The organism is Achromobacter pulmonis (assembly GCF_002885955.2).
Classification (GTDB): Bacteria; Pseudomonadota; Gammaproteobacteria; order Burkholderiales; family Burkholderiaceae_B; genus Achromobacter; species Achromobacter pulmonis_A.
Map to the genome: position 1 here is coordinate 485,222 of NZ_POQS01000001.1, position 19,677 is coordinate 504,898.

Consider the following 19,677-nt stretch of genomic DNA (forward strand, 5'->3'; position numbering starts at 1 on the left):
GATGGCGTGACTGAAACCGCGGGCGCGCACGCCCGCGTCGAGAGGCGAATGTTACGCCCTTGGCCCGGACCCGGGCGCTTGCACGGCCTGCGGCGCGGGCGTTTCGTCGACCCAGGCGTGCAGCAGCGTCTGCGTCACGGCCAGGATGACCGGGCCGATGAACAGGCCCACGATGCCGAAGGCGAACATCCCGCCCAGCACGCCGGCCAGTATCAGCAGCAGCGACAGGTTCACGCCGCGCTTGATCAGCATGGGCCGCAGCAGGTTGTCCAGCATGGCCACCACCAGCGCCCAGGCCAGCAGAATGCCGGCGGCCAGCTTCATGTCGTTCTGGAACAGCCACACCACGCCGCCCAGCATGGGCAAAAACGGGCCCAGCTGGGCCAGGCACAGCATGACCATCAGCGCGGTCAGGATGCCGGCGGCCGGCACGCCGGCGATCCACAGGCCGATGCCGCCCAGCACCGACTGCACCACCGCCGTCACCACGATGCCCAGCGCCACGGCGCGGATCGCCAGCGCGGCCAGCCTGACGGCGGACATGCCGCGCTGCCCGGCCAGCCGGTTGAAAAAGCGCAGCACGAACTGGGCGGCCACGTCGCCGCGGCTGTACAGAATGCCGGCGATCACGACCGTGATCAGCATGTGCATGGCGAACACGCCGACGATGGCGGCATGGCCGAGCAGCCAGCGCGCGGCGATGGTGAGATACGGTTCCAGCCGGGCCAGCAGCCCGCCCGCGCCGGCATCCGACAGCGCCTGCCATTCGTGGGCGATGCGCGGGCCGGCCAGCGGAATGCTGCCCACCCACGCCGGCGGCGCCAGCAGCGCATAGTCCGGCAGGCTCTTGATGGCCGCCATGATGGCGCCGCCATGCAGCGCCAGGGTGGCGATCACCTGGTACAGCGGCAGCACGATCACGAACAGCAGCAGCAACNGCGTAGCCGCGCTCCTGCAGCCATTCGGCGGCCTGGTCGCTGGCGTCGGGCGCGGCCGAGGCCGGCGCCACGATCGCCACTTTCGCGCCGGGCCGCAGCGCCGGCACCGGCGAGGCGGCCGTGCCCGGCGAAACCGGAGGCGCGGCGGGCGCCGGCGTGGCCGGCCGCCGCGGCGCGACCGGCGCGCGCGACGCACAGCCGCCCAGGACGGCGGCGGACAGGCCCAGGGCCCCCGCCTGGATGAGAAAACTGCGGCGCGGGGACGGCTGGCCGTGGTTTGCTGCTTTGCTGCTCATGTCCTTCCTTTGATCAGAACCGCTCATAGCCCAGTCGGTAGCGCCACAGCCCCGGCGCCAGCCCCGCCATGGGCAGGCGGCCGATGCGGATGCGGCGCAGCGCCAGCAGCCGCAGGCCGGCCGTGTCGCAGACGTACTCGATGAATCCCGGCGCCGGCGTCTTCAAGGCGAAGCGCAGATGGGTTTCGTTCTGCCAGCTGACCTTCATGGGCGTGGCCGGACGGCCCTGCCAGGCCAGGCCGCGCTGAAGCCGCGCCAGATCGCCCTCGCCCAGCGCGCCCGCGACCTCGGCGATGTACTCGTGCTCGACGTGGCGCGCGTCTTCGACCAGCTTGCGCATCACCGGATACTCCTGCGTATAGACCAGCAGCCCGCTGGCGGCGCGCTCCAGCGGCGTGGCCAGCTTCAGGCCATTGAGCATGCGCTTGAGGAAGCGCAGGCCGGAGCGGTCGCCGGGCATCAGGTTCTCGGGCAGGATCAGGTCGCGCGCCGAGCCGGGTTCGTCGTTGGCGTACAGGCCGGCGGGCTTGTGCAGCAGGATGGTGACGGGCTGCGCGGGTTCCAGCCGGGCGCCGGGCAGCAGCGCGACAGCCTGTTGCGGGGCGACCCGGAAGCCCGGCTCTTCCACGGTCTTGCCGTCCACCGCGACCCAGCCGCCCTCGATATAGCGTTCGGCGTCGCCGCGCGAGCACTGCTGTAGCGCGGCCACGCGCTTGGCCAGGCGCTCGCTGCCGTCGGCCGGCTTGCTGTCCTGGCGGGCGGTATTGCGGGGGGCGTTTCTGGACGCCGCGGCGCGGCGTGGAAGAGTCAGCGTGCCGGCGGCGCGCGTGTGGGGAGGCTTCGACATGGAACTGGCGGATGGCGTGACTGAAACCGCGGGCGCGCACGCCCGCGTCGAGAGGCGAATGTTACGCCCTTGGCCCGGACCCGGGCGCTTGCACGGCCTGCGGCGCGGGCGTTTCGTCGACCCAGGCGTGCAGCAGCGTCTGCGTCACGGCCAGGATGACCGGGCCGATGAACAGGCCCACGATGCCGAAGGCGAACATCCCGCCCAGCACGCCGGCCAGTATCAGCAGCAGCGACAGGTTCACGCCGCGCTTGATCAGCATGGGCCGCAGCAGGTTGTCCAGCATGGCCACCACCAGCGCCCAGGCCAGCAGAATGCCGGCGGCCAGCTTCATGTCGTTCTGGAACAGCCACACCACGCCGCCCAGCATGGGCAAAAACGGGCCCAGCTGGGCCAGGCACAGCATGACCATCAGCGCGGTCAGGATGCCGGCGGCCGGCACGCCGGCGATCCACAGGCCGATGCCGCCCAGCACCGACTGCACCACCGCCGTCACCACGATGCCCAGCGCCACGGCGCGGATCGCCAGCGCGGCCAGCCTGACGGCGGACATGCCGCGCTGCCCGGCCAGCCGGTTGAAAAAGCGCAGCACGAACTGGGCGGCCACGTCGCCGCGGCTGTACAGAATGCCGGCGATCACGACCGTGATCAGCATGTGCATGGCGAACACGCCGACGATGGCGGCATGGCCGAGCAGCCAGCGCGCGGCGATGGTGAGATACGGTTCCAGCCGGGCCAGCAGCCCGCCCGCGCCGGCATCCGACAGCGCCTGCCATTCGTGGGCGATGCGCGGGCCGGCCAGCGGAATGCTGCCCACCCACGCCGGCGGCGCCAGCAGCGCATAGTCCGGCAGGCTCTTGATGGCCGCCATGATGGCGCCGCCATGCAGCGCCAGGGTGGCGATCACCTGGTACAGCGGCAGCACGATCACGAACAGCAGCAGCAACAGCATGACGATGGTGGCGATCCAGCGGCGTCCGCCGCAGCGGCGCTGGATCGCCAGCAGCACCGGCCAGGTCGCCACGACAATGGTGGTGGCCCAGACCAGGCCCGGCAAAAACGGCCGCAGGATGTAAAGACTGCCTATCGTCAGCCCGGCAAGTATGGCGATGACGAGCAGGACACGGGCGATATCGACCGGTTGACGTGGCTGCACCGGCGGCTCCTGACAGGGCCCGCGGCCCTGGATGGTTGCGCATGGCGGCCGTGTGGCGCCCGCCCGGGTGCCTCGCGCCATAGCGTTTCGCTGCAATGTATCCGAAATTCCCCGGTTCGGGGACAGGGCCGAAGGCGGGCACGCGACTTGCCGGCAACGCCGGGCCTGCCGCGCTTGCGGCGGCCATCTTTAGCGAGGTACGCCATGAGGACCCTGACCACCGCCGGCTTGGTGCTGGCCGTCATGCTGGCCGGCTGCTCGGGCACCGGAACCAGTTCCTACAGCTCCACTTCGTCGCGCCCGTCCGGCTCGACGGCGGCCAATCCGGCCAACTACCACTCGTCCAGCTTCGGCGAGCCCAACAACGAGCCGTTCCAGGGCGTGTATCCGGGCCATTGACGTTACGCCCGGCCCGCCGCGGCGTCAGGGGCGCGAGCCGTCGGCGGGCGGAGCGCCCGCGCTCAGCGCCACAAGGTGGCGCGCCATCTCGCCCAGTTGCGCGTCCTTGGCCTTGAGCTGTTCGGCGCTGTCGTCGGCCCGGGCGGTGGCGGCGGCCAGCGCGGCCTGCAACGCGCGTTCGCGTTCGCGCGCCAGCGCCGCGTCGGCGCGCACCGCGGCCAGATCGGCCTCGAGGCGCTGGCGTTGCTCCTGCGCCTCGTCGCGCGCGGCTTGCGCGCCCTGCTCCGCCTGGCGCCGCTGCGCCTGTTCATCGGCCAGGGCCTTGTCCGACCGCGCCTGCTGCTGTTGCGCGGCGGCCTGGGCGTCATCCAGCCGGGCCTGCAGGCGCTTGACCGCGCCGCGTTCGGCGTCCAGTTCATTGAGCCAGCGGCGTTCATGCGCCGAGTGGCGGGATTGCAGCGCTTCCAGCGCCTGCGCGTGGCGGCTGCGGGACTGGTCGGCATCGGCCAGCAAGGCCTGGGCGGCCGCGCGCGATTCGGCCAGTTCCTGCTGCAGCTGTGCCAGCCTGTCGTCGCGCAGGCGCAACTGCTCTTCGGCCGCCAGCAGCCGGTCTTCGGCCGCCGCCAGTTGCGAGGTGGCCACGCGCAGCGCTTCCTGCAGGTCGCGCTCGCGCTGGGCCAGGCCGGCCTCGCGCCGCTGCAGTTGCTCGGCGTCGGCCGCCAGCCGGCCGCCCTCCTGCGCCAGTTCTTCCCAGCGTTCACGATAGGCCTGGGCCTGCTGCGCGCGGGCTTCGGCCTGGGCGGCTTCCCAGAAATGCGCGGCGGCCTGGGCCACCGGGTCGGGCACCGCCGGCGCGGCGGCGAAGGCGCCGGGGTCCTTGATGCGCGCGCCCAGGGCGCGGAACCAGGTCTCCAGATACGGGCTGACGGTATTGGGCGACCCGCGCCCGATCTTCTGGCGCACGCGTTCGATGGTGGGCCGCGCGCCTTCCAGCAACAGGGCGTCGGCGGCGCTCCAGACGTCGGTCTCAGTAATTCCGGTGGCCATGGCTGGTTTTCCGTCAGATTTTCGGGATAATTACCCTCGATAAGTGAACCTTATCGCGAGTAATCTATAGAATATGTTAGATATCATACAGTATATGTATGTATTTTAATAAAATGCCGCCGCTGATCCCAAAAACCGCCCTGCCAATCCTGAATCCCGCCGCGCTGGACGCCCAGGCCCACGCCGCCATGCGCGAGCTGATGCGCGAAGGCAGTTCGGCCAACACCGCGGCCGCCTACCGCGCCGCGATCCGTTACTGGACGGCCTGGTACGGGCTGCGCTACGGCCAGCCCTTCGCCCTGCCCCTGCCCGAGGCCGCGGTCATCCAGTTCGTGGTCGACCACGCGCAGCGCGACACCCCGCAAGGCCTGAAATGGGAGCTGCCGGCGGCGCTGGACCGCGAGCTGGTGCGCCTGAAGGCCAAGAGCCGGCTCGGCCCGCCCAGCCTCAATACGCTGCTGCAGCGCCTGGCGGTGCTGTCCAAGGCCCACGAGCTGCACGGCCATCCCAACCCCTGCCGCGCCGCGCGCGTGCGCGAATTGCTGGCGCGGACCCGCCGCGCCTATGCCGGCCGCGGCGCGGCGCCCGCCCGCAAGGCGGCGCTGACGCGCGAGCCGCTGCAGGCGCTGCTGGCGACTTGCGACGATTCCCTGCGCGGGGTGCGCGACCGCGCCCTGCTGCTGTTCGCCTGGGCCAGCGGCGGGCGGCGCCGTTCCGAGGTCGCGCGCGCCACGGTCGAGAACACCCGGCGCACGGCCGACGGTTTCCTCTACACCCTGGCGCAATCCAAGACCAACCAGTCCGGCGCGCGGCGCGCCGACGACCAGAAGCCCATCGTCGGCCCGGCGGCGCGCGCGCTGGACGACTGGCTGCGTATGAGCGGCATCACCGCGGGCCCGCTGTTTCGCCGCGTGCGCCGCGGCGGCGTGCTGGGCGAGCCGCTGGCGCCCGCGGCGCTGCGCGACATCGTGCAGCAGCGCTGCCGGCTGGCCGGACTTGAGGGCGACTTCTCGGCGCACAGCCTGCGCTCGGGCTTCGTGACCGAGGCGGGCCGGCAGAACGTGCCGCTGGGCGACACCATGGCGCTGACCGGCCACAGCAGCGTGGCCACGGTCATGGGCTATTTCCGCGCCGGCTCGGCCGCCCGGTCGCCGGCCGCGCGGCTGCTGGACGAGCCCGAGGACGGCCCACGGTAGAATTCCGGGCAGCTCCCCTGCCTCGACCCGGCCCTCCCCCTCATGCGAATCCACCTACGCGGGCTCGTGCTTGCGCTCACCATATTCAGCGCGCTCGTGTCCACCGTGAATGCGCTTTATGCCAGCTACCGCGTCCAGCGCGAACAGCTCATCGCCAATACGCTGGAAGCCAACCGCGTCTACGCCGCCAAGCTGGCGGAAAGCACGGGCGTGTTCCTGAAGTCGGCCCAGCGCCGGCTGGAATACAGCGCCCGCCACCTGGCCGCGCGCATCGACGCGCCGGACCTGCTCGCGGCCGAGGCCATGCGACTGCAGGAACAGGACGACAGCTTCAATACGGTGGCGATCGTCCGGGCCGACGGCACCCTGCTGGCCACCTCGCAGACCCTGCGCGGATACCTGGGCGTGCGGGTCGACACGCCCGGCAGCCGCGCCGCGCTGCAGGCGCGCCAGCCGCTCATCAGCAAGCCGTACGTCTCGCTGACCGGCGTGCTGCTGCTCACCGTCTCCCATCCCATCCTGGCCGAGAACGGCCGCTACCTGGGCTACATCGCGGGCACCATCTATCTGAGCGACGAAGGCGCGCTGCACACGCTGCTGGGCAGGCATCCGTACCAGGACGGCTCCTATCTCTACGTGGTCGACGCCGAGGGCCGGCTGCTCTACCACGAGGACCCCGGCCGCGTGGGCGACAACGTCAGCCGCAATCCGGTGGTGGCCGCCGTGATGCGCGGACAGGCAGGCGCGCAGCGCCTGGTCAATACGCAGGGCGTGGACATGCTGGCCGGCTACGCCAGCGTGCCCGCCAGCGGCTGGGGCGTGATCGCGCAGCGGCCCACCGGGGCGACGCTGGAGCCGCTGGACCGGCTGATCTGGATTCTGGTCGGCTACGCCACGCCGTTCGCGCTGCTGTTCCTGCTGGCCATCTGGTGGTGCGCGCGCAAGATCTCGCAGCCGCTGTCGCAGCTGGCCACCAATGTGGAACACCAGGACATGGCGGTGGCGATGCAGCGCGTGCGTTCGGTGCGCCCCTGGTATTTCGAGGCGCGCCGGCTCAAGCTCGCGGTGATCCGGAGCTTCACCAACCTGCAGGACGAAATCGGCAAGCTCAACCAGGCCAGCATCACCGATCCGCTGACCAGCCTGTACAACCGGCGCGGGCTGCAGGCCGCCGTGCAGCGGCTGCAGGCGGCCGAGGCGCCGTTCGCCGTGGTGGCGCTGGACATCGACCACTTCAAGCGGGTCAACGATACCCACGGCCACGCGGTGGGCGATGAAGTGATCCGCAGCCTGGCGCAATTGATGCGCGACGGTTCACGCCCGTCGGACGTGCTCTGTCGCAACGGCGGCGAGGAGTTCCTGATGCTCCTCCCCGCCGCCGGCGCCCGCGAAGCCGGCAACGTGGCCGAGCGCCTGCGCCGGCGCGTGCAAGCGCAGCAGCTGCCCGGCGTGGGCGCCATCACGATTTCCGCCGGCGTGGCGCAATGGCCGGGGGGCGGCGCGGACGTGGGCGCGGCGTTCCGCGAGGCCGACGAGGCGCTGTACGACGCCAAGCAGCAGGGCCGCAACCGCGTGGTGACGCACGTGCCCTGACCTGCCTTTCAGTCCACGACGGGCCACAACCCGGGCGCGATGCGCGTCCACAGCTCGGCGCTCATGGCCTCGGGCTTGTGCGCGGGCAAGCGGGTGCGGCGCTTGAGGCGGCCGCCCTTGCAGGCGAACACGATCCGATGCGCCAGCGAGGTGTCGCTGACCTCCACCACCGATCCGGCAAAGCGCTGCCGGATGCGGCCCAGATAGCGTTGGGTATTGAAGTCCGACGCATGGAAGTTGCATACCATCAGCCCTTCGGCGGCCAGGGCGCGCCAGCACGCTTCGTAAAAGTCCGCGCTCGCCAGTTGCGGCGCGATGCCGCCGATCTGGAAACCGTCGACCAGCACGGCGTCATACTCGTCCCGGTAGTTCCGGATCAGCTCGGCGCCGTCGCCTTGCAGCACCGTGAAACGCTCGTCGTCGTCGGGCACCAGGAACGAATCGCGCAACGCGATGACCTGCGGATTGATCTCGTAGACGTCGATGCGCGCCGACGGCAGATAGCGGTAGCAGAACTTCGCGAGCGACCCGCCGCCCAGGCCCACCATGGCGATGCGGCGCGGCTCGGGATTGAGCAGCAGAAACCCCATCATCAGGCGCGTGTACTCCAGGTTCAGCGCGTAGGGATCGCCGGTCCACATGCGGCTCTGTATCTCTCCGCGCGAGAACATCAGGGAACGCGAGGTCGGCGTGACATAGATGAAGGGCCTGACCATCGGGCGGCTGGAGGGGCTTTCAGGCATACCGGGTGCTCGCTATCGGAAAAGTCGCGCCAACGGCGGCGCAGGCGCAGGCCGCCGCGCGGCGCGTGGGCCGCAACGGCGGGAACTGCGGTGCGTGAATGCAGCACCGCCTGCGGCGGCGCGGCGCGCCATCGCAGGCGGATACGTGGAGAGGGCCGGCCCGGACGGGCCGGCCGACACAGGCTTGGGGCTTAGGCCGTCGAGCGCGAGGCCTCGCGGTCCTGGTGGGCGTCGGCCTTGGCCGCGGCGGTCTTGGCGTTGGTGTCCTGCTTGGTCTCGGGCGCCTTCCAGTTCAGCGGCGGAATCTCGAAGCGCGACTTCTTGCTGGCCAGTTGATGAGACATGGGCGTTCTCCTGTTCAGGGCGTATGGCTTGCCCGGCACAAGCGCGATACGCAGGATTCAAGCGCGCCCGGGATGCGGCTCCCTGGCGGGATGCGGGCGCATGCTAGGCGGGCGGCGCTGGCGAAGCAACGGCCGGAACGCGCCCGGCCATCGCTGGAAAGTTCTGGCTTGCGTTGTTGATGTTCGTTGTTGATATTGTTCGTTGGCTGCCAGATAAAGAATTTTAGCATCATTTTGCGCGAAATAGAAGCCCCTGGCGCAATCGCCCCGCTACCTTGTCGCGATTGCCACTGCCCTCGCCCGTGACGCGCCGATACACTGGCCGCGTCGATTCCTGCTCCTGGAGATCCGCGATGTCCGACGCTCCCATCGAAGGCGGCTGCGACTGCGGCGCGGTCCGCTACCGCCTGGCCAGCCCGCCCATGTTCGTGCATTGCTGCCACTGCACCGTATGCCAGCGCCACTCGGGCAGCGCCTTCGGCATGAACGCACCCATCGAGACCGACCGCGTCACGCGGTTGAGCGGCGAGCTACGCCGCTACCCGGCCGGCAAGACGGCCGACGACGGCGAAACGGCGGTGGTGGTGCGCTGCGCCGCCTGCGCCGGCTATCTGTGGAGCCACCACCCGGCGTTCGGCGAGGCGGTGGCCCTGATCTACGCGGGCACCCTGGACCGCCCCGCCGACTTTCCGCCGGGCGCGCATTGTTTCGTGCGCTCCAGGCAGCCCTGGCTGCGCCTGCCCGAGGACGTGCCGGCGGCCGACGAGTTCTACGACCAGGAAGCCTGCTGGCCCGAGGCCAGCAAACGGCGTCTAGAAGCGGCGCTGGCCGCCAGTCGGCGGCGGCCGTGGACGCCCAAGGCGTGAACGCGGGGTCCGGCGTCAGGCGTCGGGCTGCTTGCGGGCAATGGCGGCGGCCGCGCCGTCGTCGCGCTCGTGGCCGTCGATATGGCCCAGCGGACGGCCCGGGTCGAGCCGGTCGCGCACGCGCTGCTTGAGGATCTTGGCTTCGGGAAATCCGCCGTCGCTCTTGCGGTCCCAGATCAGGTCGCCGTTGTAGGTGACCTGGAAAATCCCGCCCGTGCCCGGCTGCAGCACCACCTCGCCCAGGTCGGTCGAGAAGGTGGACAGCAGCTCCTGGGCCATCCAGGCCGCGCGCAGCAGCCACTGGCACTGGGTGCAATAGAGGATCACGATACGGGGTCGCAGGGCGGGCGCGTTCATGAGGCGATTCTCCTTCGTTCATGGATAATATCGGGTTTTCCCGGGTTCGCAACGAACCCCGAGCCTGTCCATGAAGTCTGCATTATCTCCCCGTGGCCAACGCTGGCTGATCGGCCTCCTGATGGGGCTGGTCACGCTCACGCCGATGGGCATCGACATCTACCTCCCTTCCCTGCCGGCCATGGCGCAGGATTTCGGCCGGCCCGTCACCGCGCTGCAGGCCAGCATCACGCTGTTCATCTTCGCCGTGGGCGTGGGCCAGGTACTGATCGGCCCGCTGGCCGACCGCTACGGCCGCCGCCCGGTGGCGGTAGGCGGGGTGCTCGCCTATCTGCTGGGATCGGCGCTGGGGGTGGCGGCCGGCTCGCTGGAAGTGTTCTACGCGGCCCGCGTGATCCAGGGGCTGGGCGCGTGCTCGGCCTCGCTGGTGGCCTTCGCGGCGGTGCGCGACTGCTTCAGCCCCGCGGTGGGCGCGCGCGTCTACAGCTATCTGAACGGGGCGTTGTGCACCGTGCCCGCGCTGGCGCCGCTGGTGGGCGGCGCGCTGGCGGTGCATGCGGGCTGGCGCAGCACGTTCGCGTTCATGGTGCTGTTCGCGCTGGGGCTGGCGGCGCTGCTGGCGCTGCGGTTCGAAGAGACGCGGGCCGCGCCCGGCCGGCCGCAAGGCCCGCTCTACAGCCTGCGGCGCTACGCGCCCATCGTGGCCAGCGGCCGCTTTCTGTACTTCGCGGCGTTCGGCATGGCCGGCATGGCCATGATCCTGGTGTTCGTGTCGGCCGCGCCCGTGGTGCTGGTGCAGGAACTGGGCTATTCCGAACTGGGATTCTCGGCCTGGTTCGGCGGCAACGCGGCCATCAATATCGGCGCGTTCTTCCTGGCGCCGGCCTTTATCGCGCGCTTCGGCCGCCACGCCATGGTGCGGGTCGGCATGGCCGCGCTGCTCGCGGCCGCGGCCATGCATCTGGCGGCCTGGCTGTGGCTGCCGCTGTCGGCCTGGGCCTTCATGCTGCCGGTCGCGGTGCTGACCGTGGGCTTTTCGCTGGCGCTGGGCTCGGGCCTGAGCCTGGCGCTCGAACCCTTCGCCGAACGCGCCGGCACCGCGGCCGCGGTCTACGGCCTGTTCCAGATGAGCGGCTCGGCCCTCATCGCCACGCTGCTGGTCGACAGCGGCATGCCGCCGCAGGCCGCCATGGCCTCGATCGGCGCGGCCATCGTGGCGCCGCTGCTGTTGCTGTCGGGCGGCATGGCGCGCCGCCTCGCGGCCGGCTGAGCCGCCGGTTTTCTTTCCACCACGCAGGGCTTAGTATCTTCCGGGAAATCACAACCTGGAGGAGACATGGAGAGCCCGATTCTCGAGCGCACGGACGAAGGCGGCGTGGTGACCCTGCGGCTGAACCGCCCGGGCCAGTTCAACGCGCTGTCCGAAGCCATGCTGGCCGCGTTGCAGGCGCAGATCGACGCCCTGGCCCGCGACGCCGACGCGCGCTGCGTGGTGCTGGAATCCGCCGGCCGGGCGTTCTGCGCCGGCCACGACCTGCGCGAGATGCGCAGCCAGCCGTCCCTGGACTATTACCGCGAGCTGTTCAGGAAGTGCGGCAGCGTCATGCAGGGACTGCAGGCCCTGCCCGTGCCCGTCATCGCCAAGGTGCGCGGCGTCGCCACGGCGGCCGGCTGCCAGCTGGTGGCCAGCTGCGACCTGGCGGTGGCGGCAGATAGCGCCACGTTCGCGGTGTCGGGCATCAACGTGGGGCTGTTCTGCTCGACGCCGGCGGTGGCGCTCAGCCGCAACGTGTCGGCCAAGCGCGCCTTCGAGATGCTGGTGACCGCCCGCTTCATCGACGCGGCGCAGGCGCGCGACTGGGGCCTGATCAACGACGCCGTGCCCGAAGCGGAACTGGACGCGCGCGTGCAGGCCCTGGTGAACGACATCCTGGCCAAGAGCCCCACCGCCATCCGCTACGGCAAGCGCATGTTCTACAAGCAGCGGCAGATGGCGCTGGCCGACGCGTACGATTATGCCGGCGACGTGATGGCCCGCAACATGATGGAGGCCGACGCCTGCGAAGGCATCGACGCTTTCCTGCAGAAACGGGCGCCGCGCTGGCAGGACGTTCAGCCCAGCCAGCCCAGCGCCCAGCCGCCCGCGGCGGCGATCAGCACCACCCAGACCGGCGACCATCGGGCGTAGACCAGCAGCGCGAACAGCAGCAGCGCCAGCGCGAAGTCGGTGCGCCCGCGGATGGCGCTGGCCCAGACCGGATCGTACAGGGCCGACAGCAGGATGCCGACCACGCTGGCGTTGACGCCCGCGATCAGGTTGCGCACGCCGGGCCGCAGCCGCAGGCTTTCCCAGAAAGGCAGCGCGGCCGCCACCAGAAGCGCCCCGGGCAGGAAGATGGCGACCAGCATGGCCAGCGCGCCGGCCCAGCCCGACAGCGGCCCCGGCGACATCGCGCCCAGGAAGCCGGCGAAACCGAACAGCGGCCCCGGCATGGCCTGGGCCGCGCCATAGCCGGCCAGGAACTCGGCGTCGGACACCATGCCGCCGCCGACCGCGGCCGATTCCAGCAGGGGCAGCACCACGTGCCCGCCGCCGAACACCAGGGCGCCGGCGCGGTAGAAGCCATCGAGCTGGCGCGCCAGCGGCTGGCCGGTCAACGCCGCCCAGGCCGGCAAGGCGGCCAGCAACAGCACGAACAGGGCCAGCGCGGCGTAGCCGACGCGGCGCGACACGGCCTGGCGTTCGACCGCCAGCGCCGGGCGCGCCGGCACTTGCAGCGTGGCCGCGCCGATGACGGCGCCCAGCAGGATGGCGGCCACCTGCCCCAGCGCGCCGGGCACGGCCAGCGTGACGAGCGCGGCCGCCACCGCCAGCGCGGCGCGCGTGCGGTCGGGACAGAGCGAGCGGCCCATGCCCCATATCGCCTGCGCGATGACGGCGACCGCCGCGACTTTCAGGCCGTGGATGGCGGCCGATCCGGACAGCCAGCCGAACTGCGCCAGCCCCGCCGCGAACAGCCCCAGCGCTACGGCCGTGGGCAGCGTGAACGCCACCCACGCGGCCAGCATGCCGGCCCAGCCGGCGCGCTTCAGGCCGATGGCCATGCCGACCTGGCTGCTGGCCGGCCCGGGCAGGAACTGGCACAGCGCCACCAGATCGGAATAGGCGTATTCGTCCAGCCAGCGGCGGCGCTCCACGAATTCGGCATGGAAGTACGCCAGGTGCGCCACCGGTCCGCCGAAAGAGGTCAGGCCCAGGCGCAGGAAAACCAGGAATACCTCGAAGACGGAACCCGGACCGGGCTGGACGCGGGCGGGCGCGGTGGACTGACTGGCGACGTGTTCGTCGTGGGAAGGCGGCTGCGGCATGGGACGGGGCTTCATCGGCTACGGGGCATGAGTATCCTGCCCTCGCTTCAAGCTTATAGCCGGGCGCCGCCGCGGATTCAACCGGCGCCCGCCCGAATATGGCCCATAGCGAAATACCGTTCATGGCACTTCTGCGCCGGGCGCGCCGGCCGCATGCTACGGGCTCTGGATTTCTCCCGAGACATCGACAGGAAGCAATATGACTCAGCGATTGAATTACTTCGAGACCACGCCCGAACTTTCGAAGAAATACCTGGAATTCAGCACCGCGCTCAAGAAGTCGGCGGTGGTCCGGGAATTCGGCCATCTGGTCGATATCCGCGCCTCGCAGATCAACGGCTGCGGCTTCTGCCTGGACATGCACGTCAAGCAGGCCAGGATCGAAGGCGAACGCGAACTGCGGCTGCACCACGTCGCGATCTGGCGCGAATCCACTCTGTTCTCGGCGCGCGAGCGCGCCGCGCTGGCCTGGACCGAGGCCGTGACCACGCTGGCGCCGACCGGCGTGTCCGACGAAGCCTACCGCGCCGCGCGCGCCGAGTTCAACGAGGCCGAATTGTCGGAACTGACGCTGCTGATCGTCGGCATCAACGGCTGGAACCGCCTGAACGTGGCGTTTCGCACGGCGCCCGGCTCGGCCGACGCGGCCTATGGCCTGGACAAGGCCGGGCTGAATTAACTCACATCAACGCGCGGATGCGCAGGCCGAGTTCGCGGGCCTGCGCCGCCGACGCGATGTTGGTGAAGCTGAGCAGCAGCCCCGGCTGCCCGCCCGCTGCGGCATACCAGCGCGACACGGCTTCGGCGAAGAGGCCTTGCTCGACCATGCGCTGCGCCAGGCGCCGGTCCCCCTGGCCGGCCCGCAGGCGCGCCACCATGTGCATGCCGCCCGGTTGCGGCTCGATCCGCAGGCGCGTGCCCAGCGCCTCGGCCAGCCCGGCGGCCGCGGCCTCGCGGCGCTGCGCGTACAGCCTGCGCATGCGCTGGATATGGCGGCCGAAATGGCCTTCGGCCATGAATGCCGCCAGGATGGCCTGAGTCAGGCCCGGCGCGCCGCCGCCCAGCCAGCACAACTGCTCGAAACGCGCGCTCAAGGTTTCGGGCACCACCAGATAAGCCAGCCTGAGCCCCGGAAACAGCACTTTGCTGAAGGTGCCCGCGTACAGCACGCGGCCCTGCCCGTCCAGGCTTTTCAAGGCCGGCAAGGGCCGGCCCACGTAACGGTATTCGCCGTCGTAATCGTCCTCCACGATCCACGCGCCGCTGCGCTGCGCCCAGTCCAGCAGCGCCTGGCGGCGCGGCAGCGACAGCGACATGCACAGGGGGCTTTGGTGCGCGGGCGTCACGACCGCGCCGCGCGCGCCCGGCGCGCGTTCGATGCCGGCATCGACCATCAGGCCGTCCTGATCCACCGGCACCGGCGCCGGGCGCAGCCGCGCCTGCTCCAGCAGCAGCCGCGTCGGCGGATAGCCGGGATCTTCCATCCAGACTTCGTCGCCCGGTTCGAACAGGGCCTGCAGCACCAGGCGCAGCGTGTGGTTGTAGCCGGACGTGATGAACACCTGCGCAGGCTGGCAATGGATGCCGCGCGCCACCTGCAGATAGGCGGCGGTGGCGGCGCGCAAGGCCGGCAGGCCGCTGCTGGGCGGATAGGCCAGTTCCGTGGCCTGCAGCCCGCGCAGCTGCCTGGCCCCCAGTCGCGCCCACAGCTTGCGCGGAAAGGCGTCCAGCGCCGGCAGCCCCATCTGGAACGGCAGGATGCCGGACCAGCGCGGCCAGGCCGGCACGTCGTGCGCCGGCGGCTCGGGCGCGGGCGGCGCCGGCGCGCCGGCCTGCGGCTGCAGATCGGGCGAGACCACCGTGCCCGCCTGGCCGCGCGCCTGGATATAACCCTCGGAGGCCAGCAGCGAATACGCCACCTCCACCGTGCCGCGCGCCACGCCCATCTCCTTGGCCAGCGAACGCGCCGACGGAATGCGGTCGCCCGGCTTGAGCGTGCCCTGGGCGATCGCGCCGCGAAAACGCTCGTAGACCTGCCGGTACAGGGGGCCGGCCTCGCGGTCCTGGGGAGATGCACGACTCATGGCATAGTCCAAAAATCAAAATATGGCCCTGGGAATTATGGCATGCGCCGCCTACCATGGCAGCCATGACACCTGATCCCGACCTCCCCCTGCGCCACCTCGAAACGCCCGACGAGGTGCGCGCCTGCCTGCCGCTGATGCGCGAGCTGCGGCCCCACCTGGACGATGCCGAAGACTTTCTGGAACGCGTCGCCCGCATGCGCCACGAACGCTACCGGCTGCTGGCCGTCATGCGCGACGGCCAGGCCGTGGCGCTGGCCGGCTATCGCTTCCAGGAAAACCTGGTGTACGGCCGTTTTCTGTACGTGGACGACCTGGTCGTCTCGCCCGCGCTGCGCGGCGGCCGCCACGGCGCGCGGCTGCTGCAGGCGCTGGACGAACTCGCCCGCGGCGCCGGCTGCGCCCGGCTGGTGCTCGATACCGGCCTGGGCAACGCGCTGGCCCAGCGTTTCTATTTCCGCCAGGGCCTTTTGACCAGCGCCATCCGTTTCGGCAAATCCCTGCACGTACCCGTGGAGACCCCCGCCCCATGAGCATTCTGCGCATTATCTGCAGCCCGCGCGGCCGCGCCTCCGAAAGCTACCGCCTGTCGCAGCGCATCGTCGAGCGCATCGCCGGCGCGGCCCCGGCCATCGTCGACGTCGACGCCAATACCCTGCCGCACGTGGACCCGGACTATGCCGCCGCGCTCAGCGCGCGCCAGGACCCCGGCGGCCCCGCGCTGGAGCGCGGCGCGCTCAGGCGCTCGGCCGAACAGATACGCCTGTTGCGCGAGGCCAGCCACATCGTGATCGCCACGCCCATGCACAACTTCACGGTGCCGTCCTCGCTGAAGGCCTGGATCGACCACGTGGTGCGGGTGCGCCATACCTTCAGCATCACGCCCGAGGGCAAGGTCGGCAGCCTGCCCGGGCGGCCGGTGTACGTGGCGATCGCGTCGGGCGGCGACTTCTCCAGCAGCGATCCGCGGCGCCAGCAGGACTTCCTCACGCCCTATCTGCGCTATGTGCTGGGCACCATCGGCCTGACGGACGTGACGTTTTTCTCGGTGCAGGGATCGGTGCGCAGCCCGGTGGAACTCGAGGCGGCGCGCGGCCGCGCCGAGGCGGCGATCGCGGCGCATCCGTTCGAGGCGCGCGCCATCGCGGCCTAGCCTCAACCTTAGGGATACCCCCTCTCATGCTTGCGGCTACCGCCGCAAGCGGGGGCCATGCGCGGCGCATTGACACTGCCGAATGGTGGGCACTACGCTTTTTGCAACACGCTCTCCACCTAAGGATGGCGGGGCTTACGTGCAGGAGCGGACCATGATTTTGCATCGAGCGGTGTTGTGCGCGGCCGCCGTCCTGGCCTTGAACGGCTGGGCGGCGCCGAGCGCCGAGGCGGCGTGCAGCGAGGAGAAAATCCAGGCCATGGCCGAGGACGGCCGCTCGACCCGTTCCATCGCGCGCGCCTGCGGCATGTCCAACGCCAAGGTGCGCGGCGTGATCGAAGGCATCGAAGCCGGCGCGGTGGTCAAGGCGCTGCCCGTGCCGCCGGCCACCCCCGCCCCGGCTCCGGAACCGGACCCGGCTGCCGGCAAGCTGCCCGCCGGCAGCGCCCTGGCGCGCTGCGATTGCCAGGGCTGGATGCCCGCCGGCGAGAAGGCCCCGGAAAGCCGCTGCCAGAGCGGCATGTCCATCACCGCGCCGTGTCCCGGTTACTGCCCGCCGCGCGGCATCGCGCCGTGGCGGCGGGTCTGCAGCTGACGCGGCCGGCCCTACTTCGCCTCTTTCTTGTCCTGCGCCTTGAAATGATCGGCAATGGACTTGTGCACGCGCTCCTGCACCTGGTCGATGCTGAAGCTGGCGGGCCGCTGGCTCGGCGGATAGGTCACGAAGGTTTCCATGAACGCGGTGGCCTTCATCGTGCCGATCTCGGTCAGGTAGGCGTTCTTGCCCAGCCAGTCGTTGTATTGGTCGGACGTGATGTCCGCGCGCTCGTACGGGTCCATTCTCAGGTTGAAGACCTTGGGCACCCGCAGGCAGACGAACGGTTCCTGCCAGATGTTCAGATTGCCCGGCGCGCGCTGTTCGCAGAACACGACCTTCCAGTCGTCGTAGCGCATGCTGACCAGGATGCCGTCATCGTTGAAGTAATAGAAATCGTTGCGCGCGCTCTTGTCCGACTTGCCGGTCAGGTAGTCGAGCTGGTTGTAGCCGTCCAGGTGCACCTTGAAGTTGGTGGGGTTTCCAGGCGGCGTCCAGCCCTTGAGCAAGCGGTCCTTGATGGACGTATCGCCAGCGGCCGCCAGCAGCGTCGGGAACCAGTCCATGCCGGACACGATGCCGCGCTTGATCTGGCCCGCCGGGATCTTCCCGGGCCAGCGGACCATAGCCGGCACCCGGAAAGCGCCTTCCCAGTTGGAATCCTTCTCGCTGCGGAACGGCGTGGTCGCGGCGTCCGGCCAGCTCCACTGGTTGGGGCCGTTGTCGGTGGTGTACACCACGATGGTGTTGTCGGCGATGCCCAGGTCATCGAGCTTTTTCAGCAGCTTGCCCACGTCCTCGTCGTGTTCGAGCATGCCGTCGGCATAGTCGTTGCCCGGCATGCCGCTCTTGCCCTTGTTCTCCGGACGGACGTGGGTATAGACGTGCATGCGCGTGGTGTTCATCCACACGAAGAACGGCTTGTCGCCCTTGCCGTGCTTGTCGATGTAGTCCAGCGCCGCGCCCACGGTCTCGTCGTCGATGGTCTCCATGCGCTTCCTGGTCAGCGCCCCGGTGTCTTCCACCTTGCCGTCGGCCGAGGCCTTGACCACCCCGCGCGGCGAGAAGTTCTTCACGAACGGATCGTTGGAATCCTTGGGCCAGTACGGGCGCTCGGGCTCTTCCTCGGCGTTCAGGTGGTACAGGTTGCCGAAAAACTCGTCGAAGCCGTGCCGGGTCGGCAGGTATTCGTCCTTGTCGCCGAGGTGGTTCTTGCCGAACTGCGCCGTGACATAGCCCTGCGCCTTCAGCGCTTCGGCGATGGTGATGTCGCCTTTCTGCAGGCCGACCGAGGCGCCCGGCGCGCCGACCTTGGTCAGCCCCGTGCGCAGCGGCGATTGCCCGGTGATGAAGGACGAGCGGCCGGCGGTGCAGCTGTTTTCGCCGTAGTAATCGGTGAACTTCACGCCCTCCTTGGCGATACGGTCGATGTTGGGCGTCTCGTAGCCCACCACGCCTTCGCCATAGGCGCTGATGTTGGTCTGCCCGATGTCGTCGCCGAAGATCACCAGGATGTTCGGCTTCTTGCCCGACGCGTCCTGGCTCTGCGCTTGTGCGCCGCCCGTGGCCGCGAGGCCTGCCGCGGCGACAAGCGCCGCACTCAACAGCTTTCTTGCATTCATCGCTTTTCCTCGGAAGATCAGGCCAGTTCAGCGGCCGGCCGTGCCGCCAGGCGGGAAACCGCCCCGCCCGCTACGCCTCAGAACACCAGCGTGGCGGTCGCCATGACCGTGCTGGTGCTGTCCAGGCGGTTGGTGCTGCTGATCGTGGGCACCCATCGCAGCGACAGCGACAGCGAACGCTGGTCAGCCAGCTTTCTGTCGTAGGTCACGATGGGGCCCAACGCCCAGTCCCTGCCCTTGAACCCGTTGAGCCGGTCGGCCGTGGGGCCCTTGTCGCTGCCCAGCTGCTGGATGGTGCCCAGGATCAGGCCGGCGCTGAAGCCGTTGCTGAAGACCTTGCGGCCCATCACGTCCATGCTGAACAGCGGCGCGTTGCGGTAATCGGTGGCGCTGTTGCGCGTATAGAACTGGAAGCCGGCGACCGTGTCGATCTGGAAGCCGGACTCCGGAAAGATCCCCGTGTAGGCCACCTGCGGGATGAAGGTCCAGTTGTTGAGGCTGGGGTTGGCCATGTCGTTGGCGTTGTACTTGCCGGTGGGCGCCCACACGTTCAGGCTGAGCGCCAGGTGCGAGGTCTCGGAGAAGTGGTAGCCGGCGATGATGGGCGAGAAATACAGGTCGAACAGGTTCGACGCGGTGTCGTCCTGGCTGACGCTGCGCCCGCCCGCGCCGGCCAGGGTGGAGGTCACCTTGTTCCACACGTAGGGCACGGTGATGCTGGAAGCGAAGTTCCAGCGTCCCGGCCCGGTGTCCCAGGTCTTGAGCAGGGTCGCCAGCGTGAACGAGACTTCGGCGTCCAGGCCCAGCGAGGTCCGGCCCGCGACCGGCACCTCGCGGCTACCGCCGATGCCGCCGTCCAGGTAGATCTGTGAAAGATTGACCGCCCAGATGGGTTGCGGCGAGACGATGCCGGCGTTGGGCTGGACATTGGTGCCGGTGATCTGCCGTCCCAGCGCGCCTTCCGTGGCGTGCGCGGCGCCCGGGGTCGCCAGCGCGGCCAGCGCCGCGCAGAGCGCGGCCGTGCCCTTGAATCCAGACCTCGTGTTGCCCATGCGATGTACCACCTGTAGCG

The 19,677-nt window shown here is 70.0% G+C and carries 21 protein-coding genes; 10 read left to right on the forward strand and 11 right to left on the reverse strand.

Features of this window, described 5'->3' with window-relative positions; translation table 11 throughout:
* Window positions 1-51: 51 nt before the first annotated feature.
* From C1I89_RS02245 to ydiK, 3 genes are all read right to left on the reverse strand, one after another.
* Window positions 52-936, reverse strand: a complete 885-nt coding sequence (locus tag C1I89_RS02245) for an AI-2E family transporter (RefSeq protein ID WP_102771175.1) — start codon at window positions 934-936, stop codon at window positions 52-54.
* A gap of 311 nt (window positions 937-1,247) precedes the next feature.
* Window positions 1,248-2,081 carry an RNA pseudouridine synthase gene (locus C1I89_RS02255; protein WP_102771174.1) on the reverse strand — a complete coding sequence of 278 codons (834 nt, stop codon included), beginning with the start codon at window positions 2,079-2,081 and terminating at the stop codon, window positions 1,248-1,250.
* Window positions 2,082-2,142: 61 nt separating this feature from the next.
* A complete protein-coding gene (gene ydiK, locus C1I89_RS02260; protein ID WP_246842375.1) occupies window positions 2,143-3,237 on the reverse strand; it encodes an AI-2E family transporter YdiK in 1,095 nt (364 codons plus the stop codon).
* A 204-nt stretch (window positions 3,238-3,441) separates the two neighbouring features.
* Here ydiK and C1I89_RS02265 point away from each other — a divergent pair, with 204 nt between their 5' ends.
* Window positions 3,442-3,636 (forward strand): hypothetical protein, encoded by a 195-nt coding sequence (locus C1I89_RS02265; protein ID WP_102771178.1) that lies wholly within the window; start codon window positions 3,442-3,444, stop codon window positions 3,634-3,636.
* 24 nt (window positions 3,637-3,660) lie between these two features.
* On the opposite strand, the gene C1I89_RS02270 is transcribed toward C1I89_RS02265, so the two are convergent.
* The gene (locus C1I89_RS02270; protein ID WP_102771179.1) at window positions 3,661-4,683 is read right to left on the reverse strand and encodes a DNA-binding protein; all 1,023 of its coding nucleotides are present in this window, start codon (window positions 4,681-4,683) and stop codon (window positions 3,661-3,663) included.
* Window positions 4,684-4,781: 98 nt separating this feature from the next.
* Here C1I89_RS02270 and C1I89_RS02275 point away from each other — a divergent pair, with 98 nt between their 5' ends.
* Together C1I89_RS02275 and C1I89_RS02280 are read left to right on the forward strand one after the other, a co-directional pair.
* Window positions 4,782-5,879: a site-specific integrase gene (locus C1I89_RS02275; protein ID WP_258231310.1), complete on the forward strand. Its 1,098-nt coding sequence runs from the start codon at window positions 4,782-4,784 to the stop codon at window positions 5,877-5,879.
* Window positions 5,880-5,975: 96 nt separating this feature from the next.
* Window positions 5,976-7,472 (forward strand): sensor domain-containing diguanylate cyclase, encoded by a 1,497-nt coding sequence (locus C1I89_RS02280; RefSeq protein WP_308810263.1) that lies wholly within the window; start codon window positions 5,976-5,978, stop codon window positions 7,470-7,472.
* A gap of 8 nt (window positions 7,473-7,480) precedes the next feature.
* Here the strand turns inward: C1I89_RS02280 and C1I89_RS02285 are convergent, their stop codons facing one another.
* Window positions 7,481-8,215: a transferase gene (locus C1I89_RS02285; RefSeq protein ID WP_102771182.1), complete on the reverse strand. Its 735-nt coding sequence runs from the start codon at window positions 8,213-8,215 to the stop codon at window positions 7,481-7,483.
* Window positions 8,216-8,406: 191 nt separating this feature from the next.
* Window positions 8,407-8,559, reverse strand: a complete 153-nt coding sequence (locus tag C1I89_RS34380) for a hypothetical protein (protein ID WP_181390870.1) — start codon at window positions 8,557-8,559, stop codon at window positions 8,407-8,409.
* Between the two features lie 353 nt (window positions 8,560-8,912).
* On the opposite strand from C1I89_RS34380, the gene C1I89_RS02290 reads away from it, so the two are divergent.
* Window positions 8,913-9,425, forward strand: a complete 513-nt coding sequence (locus tag C1I89_RS02290) for a GFA family protein (RefSeq protein ID WP_102771183.1) — start codon at window positions 8,913-8,915, stop codon at window positions 9,423-9,425.
* Window positions 9,426-9,440: 15 nt separating this feature from the next.
* Here the strand turns inward: C1I89_RS02290 and C1I89_RS02295 are convergent, their stop codons facing one another.
* Entirely contained in the window at window positions 9,441-9,782 is a 342-nt protein-coding gene (locus C1I89_RS02295) for a SelT/SelW/SelH family protein (RefSeq protein WP_102771184.1), read from the reverse strand.
* Window positions 9,783-9,852: 70 nt separating this feature from the next.
* Between C1I89_RS02295 and C1I89_RS02300 the strand changes: the two genes are divergently transcribed.
* Window positions 9,853-11,052 (forward strand): multidrug effflux MFS transporter, encoded by a 1,200-nt coding sequence (locus C1I89_RS02300; RefSeq protein WP_102771185.1) that lies wholly within the window; start codon window positions 9,853-9,855, stop codon window positions 11,050-11,052.
* 66 nt (window positions 11,053-11,118) lie between these two features.
* Entirely contained in the window at window positions 11,119-11,970 is an 852-nt protein-coding gene (locus C1I89_RS02305) for an enoyl-CoA hydratase (RefSeq protein WP_258231311.1), read from the forward strand.
* Here the strand turns inward: C1I89_RS02305 and chrA are convergent.
* Window positions 11,895-13,151 carry a chromate efflux transporter gene (gene chrA, locus C1I89_RS02310; protein ID WP_102771827.1) on the reverse strand — a complete coding sequence of 419 codons (1,257 nt, stop codon included), beginning with the start codon at window positions 13,149-13,151 and terminating at the stop codon, window positions 11,895-11,897. The genes C1I89_RS02305 and chrA overlap by 76 nt on opposite strands.
* A gap of 199 nt (window positions 13,152-13,350) precedes the next feature.
* Between chrA and C1I89_RS02315 the strand changes: the two genes are divergently transcribed.
* A complete protein-coding gene (locus C1I89_RS02315; protein WP_102771186.1) occupies window positions 13,351-13,830 on the forward strand; it encodes a carboxymuconolactone decarboxylase family protein in 480 nt (159 codons plus the stop codon).
* A 1-nt stretch (window position 13,831) separates the two neighbouring features.
* On the opposite strand, the gene pdxR is transcribed toward C1I89_RS02315, so the two are convergent.
* A complete protein-coding gene (gene pdxR / locus C1I89_RS02320; RefSeq protein ID WP_102771187.1) occupies window positions 13,832-15,235 on the reverse strand; it encodes a MocR-like pyridoxine biosynthesis transcription factor PdxR in 1,404 nt (467 codons plus the stop codon).
* A 65-nt stretch (window positions 15,236-15,300) separates the two neighbouring features.
* On the opposite strand from pdxR, the gene C1I89_RS02325 reads away from it, so the two are divergent.
* From C1I89_RS02325 to C1I89_RS02335, 3 genes are all read left to right on the forward strand, one after another.
* Window positions 15,301-15,768: a GNAT family N-acetyltransferase gene (locus tag C1I89_RS02325; protein ID WP_102771188.1), complete on the forward strand. Its 468-nt coding sequence runs from the start codon at window positions 15,301-15,303 to the stop codon at window positions 15,766-15,768.
* A complete protein-coding gene (locus C1I89_RS02330; RefSeq protein ID WP_102771189.1) occupies window positions 15,765-16,388 on the forward strand; it encodes an FMN-dependent NADH-azoreductase in 624 nt (207 codons plus the stop codon). Before C1I89_RS02325 ends, C1I89_RS02330 begins: the two co-directional genes overlap by 4 nt.
* Before the next feature lie 154 nt (window positions 16,389-16,542).
* Window positions 16,543-16,983 (forward strand): hypothetical protein, encoded by a 441-nt coding sequence (locus C1I89_RS02335; protein ID WP_102771190.1) that lies wholly within the window; start codon window positions 16,543-16,545, stop codon window positions 16,981-16,983.
* Window positions 16,984-16,994: 11 nt separating this feature from the next.
* Here C1I89_RS02335 and C1I89_RS02340 read toward each other — a convergent pair whose 3' ends face one another.
* Both C1I89_RS02340 and C1I89_RS02345 read right to left on the reverse strand, forming a co-directional pair.
* Entirely contained in the window at window positions 16,995-18,605 is a 1,611-nt protein-coding gene (locus tag C1I89_RS02340; protein ID WP_102771191.1) for an arylsulfatase, read from the reverse strand.
* Between the two features lie 77 nt (window positions 18,606-18,682).
* A complete protein-coding gene (locus C1I89_RS02345; protein WP_102771192.1) occupies window positions 18,683-19,657 on the reverse strand; it encodes a SphA family protein in 975 nt (324 codons plus the stop codon).
* Window positions 19,658-19,677: the final 20 nt, after the last annotated feature.

Coding starts and splice junctions, on each gene's coding strand:
- C1I89_RS02335 (WP_102771190.1), top strand. CDS start 16,543: ATGATTTTGCATCGAGCGGTGTTGTGCGCGGCCGCCGTCCTGGCCTTG.
- C1I89_RS02330 (WP_102771189.1), top strand. CDS start 15,765: ATGAGCATTCTGCGCATTATCTGCAGCCCGCGCGGCCGCGCCTCCGAA.
- C1I89_RS34380 (WP_181390870.1), bottom strand. CDS start 8,559: ATGTCTCATCAACTGGCCAGCAAGAAGTCGCGCTTCGAGATTCCGCCG.
- chrA (WP_102771827.1), bottom strand. CDS start 13,151: ATGCCGCAGCCGCCTTCCCACGACGAACACGTCGCCAGTCAGTCCACC.
- C1I89_RS02275 (WP_258231310.1), top strand. CDS start 4,782: ATGTATTTTAATAAAATGCCGCCGCTGATCCCAAAAACCGCCCTGCCA.
- C1I89_RS02290 (WP_102771183.1), top strand. CDS start 8,913: ATGTCCGACGCTCCCATCGAAGGCGGCTGCGACTGCGGCGCGGTCCGC.
- C1I89_RS02285 (WP_102771182.1), bottom strand. CDS start 8,215: ATGCCTGAAAGCCCCTCCAGCCGCCCGATGGTCAGGCCCTTCATCTAT.
- C1I89_RS02340 (WP_102771191.1), bottom strand. CDS start 18,605: ATGAATGCAAGAAAGCTGTTGAGTGCGGCGCTTGTCGCCGCGGCAGGC.
- C1I89_RS02315 (WP_102771186.1), top strand. CDS start 13,351: ATGACTCAGCGATTGAATTACTTCGAGACCACGCCCGAACTTTCGAAG.
- C1I89_RS02325 (WP_102771188.1), top strand. CDS start 15,301: ATGACACCTGATCCCGACCTCCCCCTGCGCCACCTCGAAACGCCCGAC.
- C1I89_RS02265 (WP_102771178.1), top strand. CDS start 3,442: ATGAGGACCCTGACCACCGCCGGCTTGGTGCTGGCCGTCATGCTGGCC.
- C1I89_RS02300 (WP_102771185.1), top strand. CDS start 9,853: ATGAAGTCTGCATTATCTCCCCGTGGCCAACGCTGGCTGATCGGCCTC.
- C1I89_RS02295 (WP_102771184.1), bottom strand. CDS start 9,782: ATGAACGCGCCCGCCCTGCGACCCCGTATCGTGATCCTCTATTGCACC.
- C1I89_RS02255 (WP_102771174.1), bottom strand. CDS start 2,081: ATGTCGAAGCCTCCCCACACGCGCGCCGCCGGCACGCTGACTCTTCCA.
- pdxR (WP_102771187.1), bottom strand. CDS start 15,235: ATGAGTCGTGCATCTCCCCAGGACCGCGAGGCCGGCCCCCTGTACCGG.
- C1I89_RS02270 (WP_102771179.1), bottom strand. CDS start 4,683: ATGGCCACCGGAATTACTGAGACCGACGTCTGGAGCGCCGCCGACGCC.
- C1I89_RS02305 (WP_258231311.1), top strand. CDS start 11,119: ATGGAGAGCCCGATTCTCGAGCGCACGGACGAAGGCGGCGTGGTGACC.
- C1I89_RS02345 (WP_102771192.1), bottom strand. CDS start 19,657: ATGGGCAACACGAGGTCTGGATTCAAGGGCACGGCCGCGCTCTGCGCG.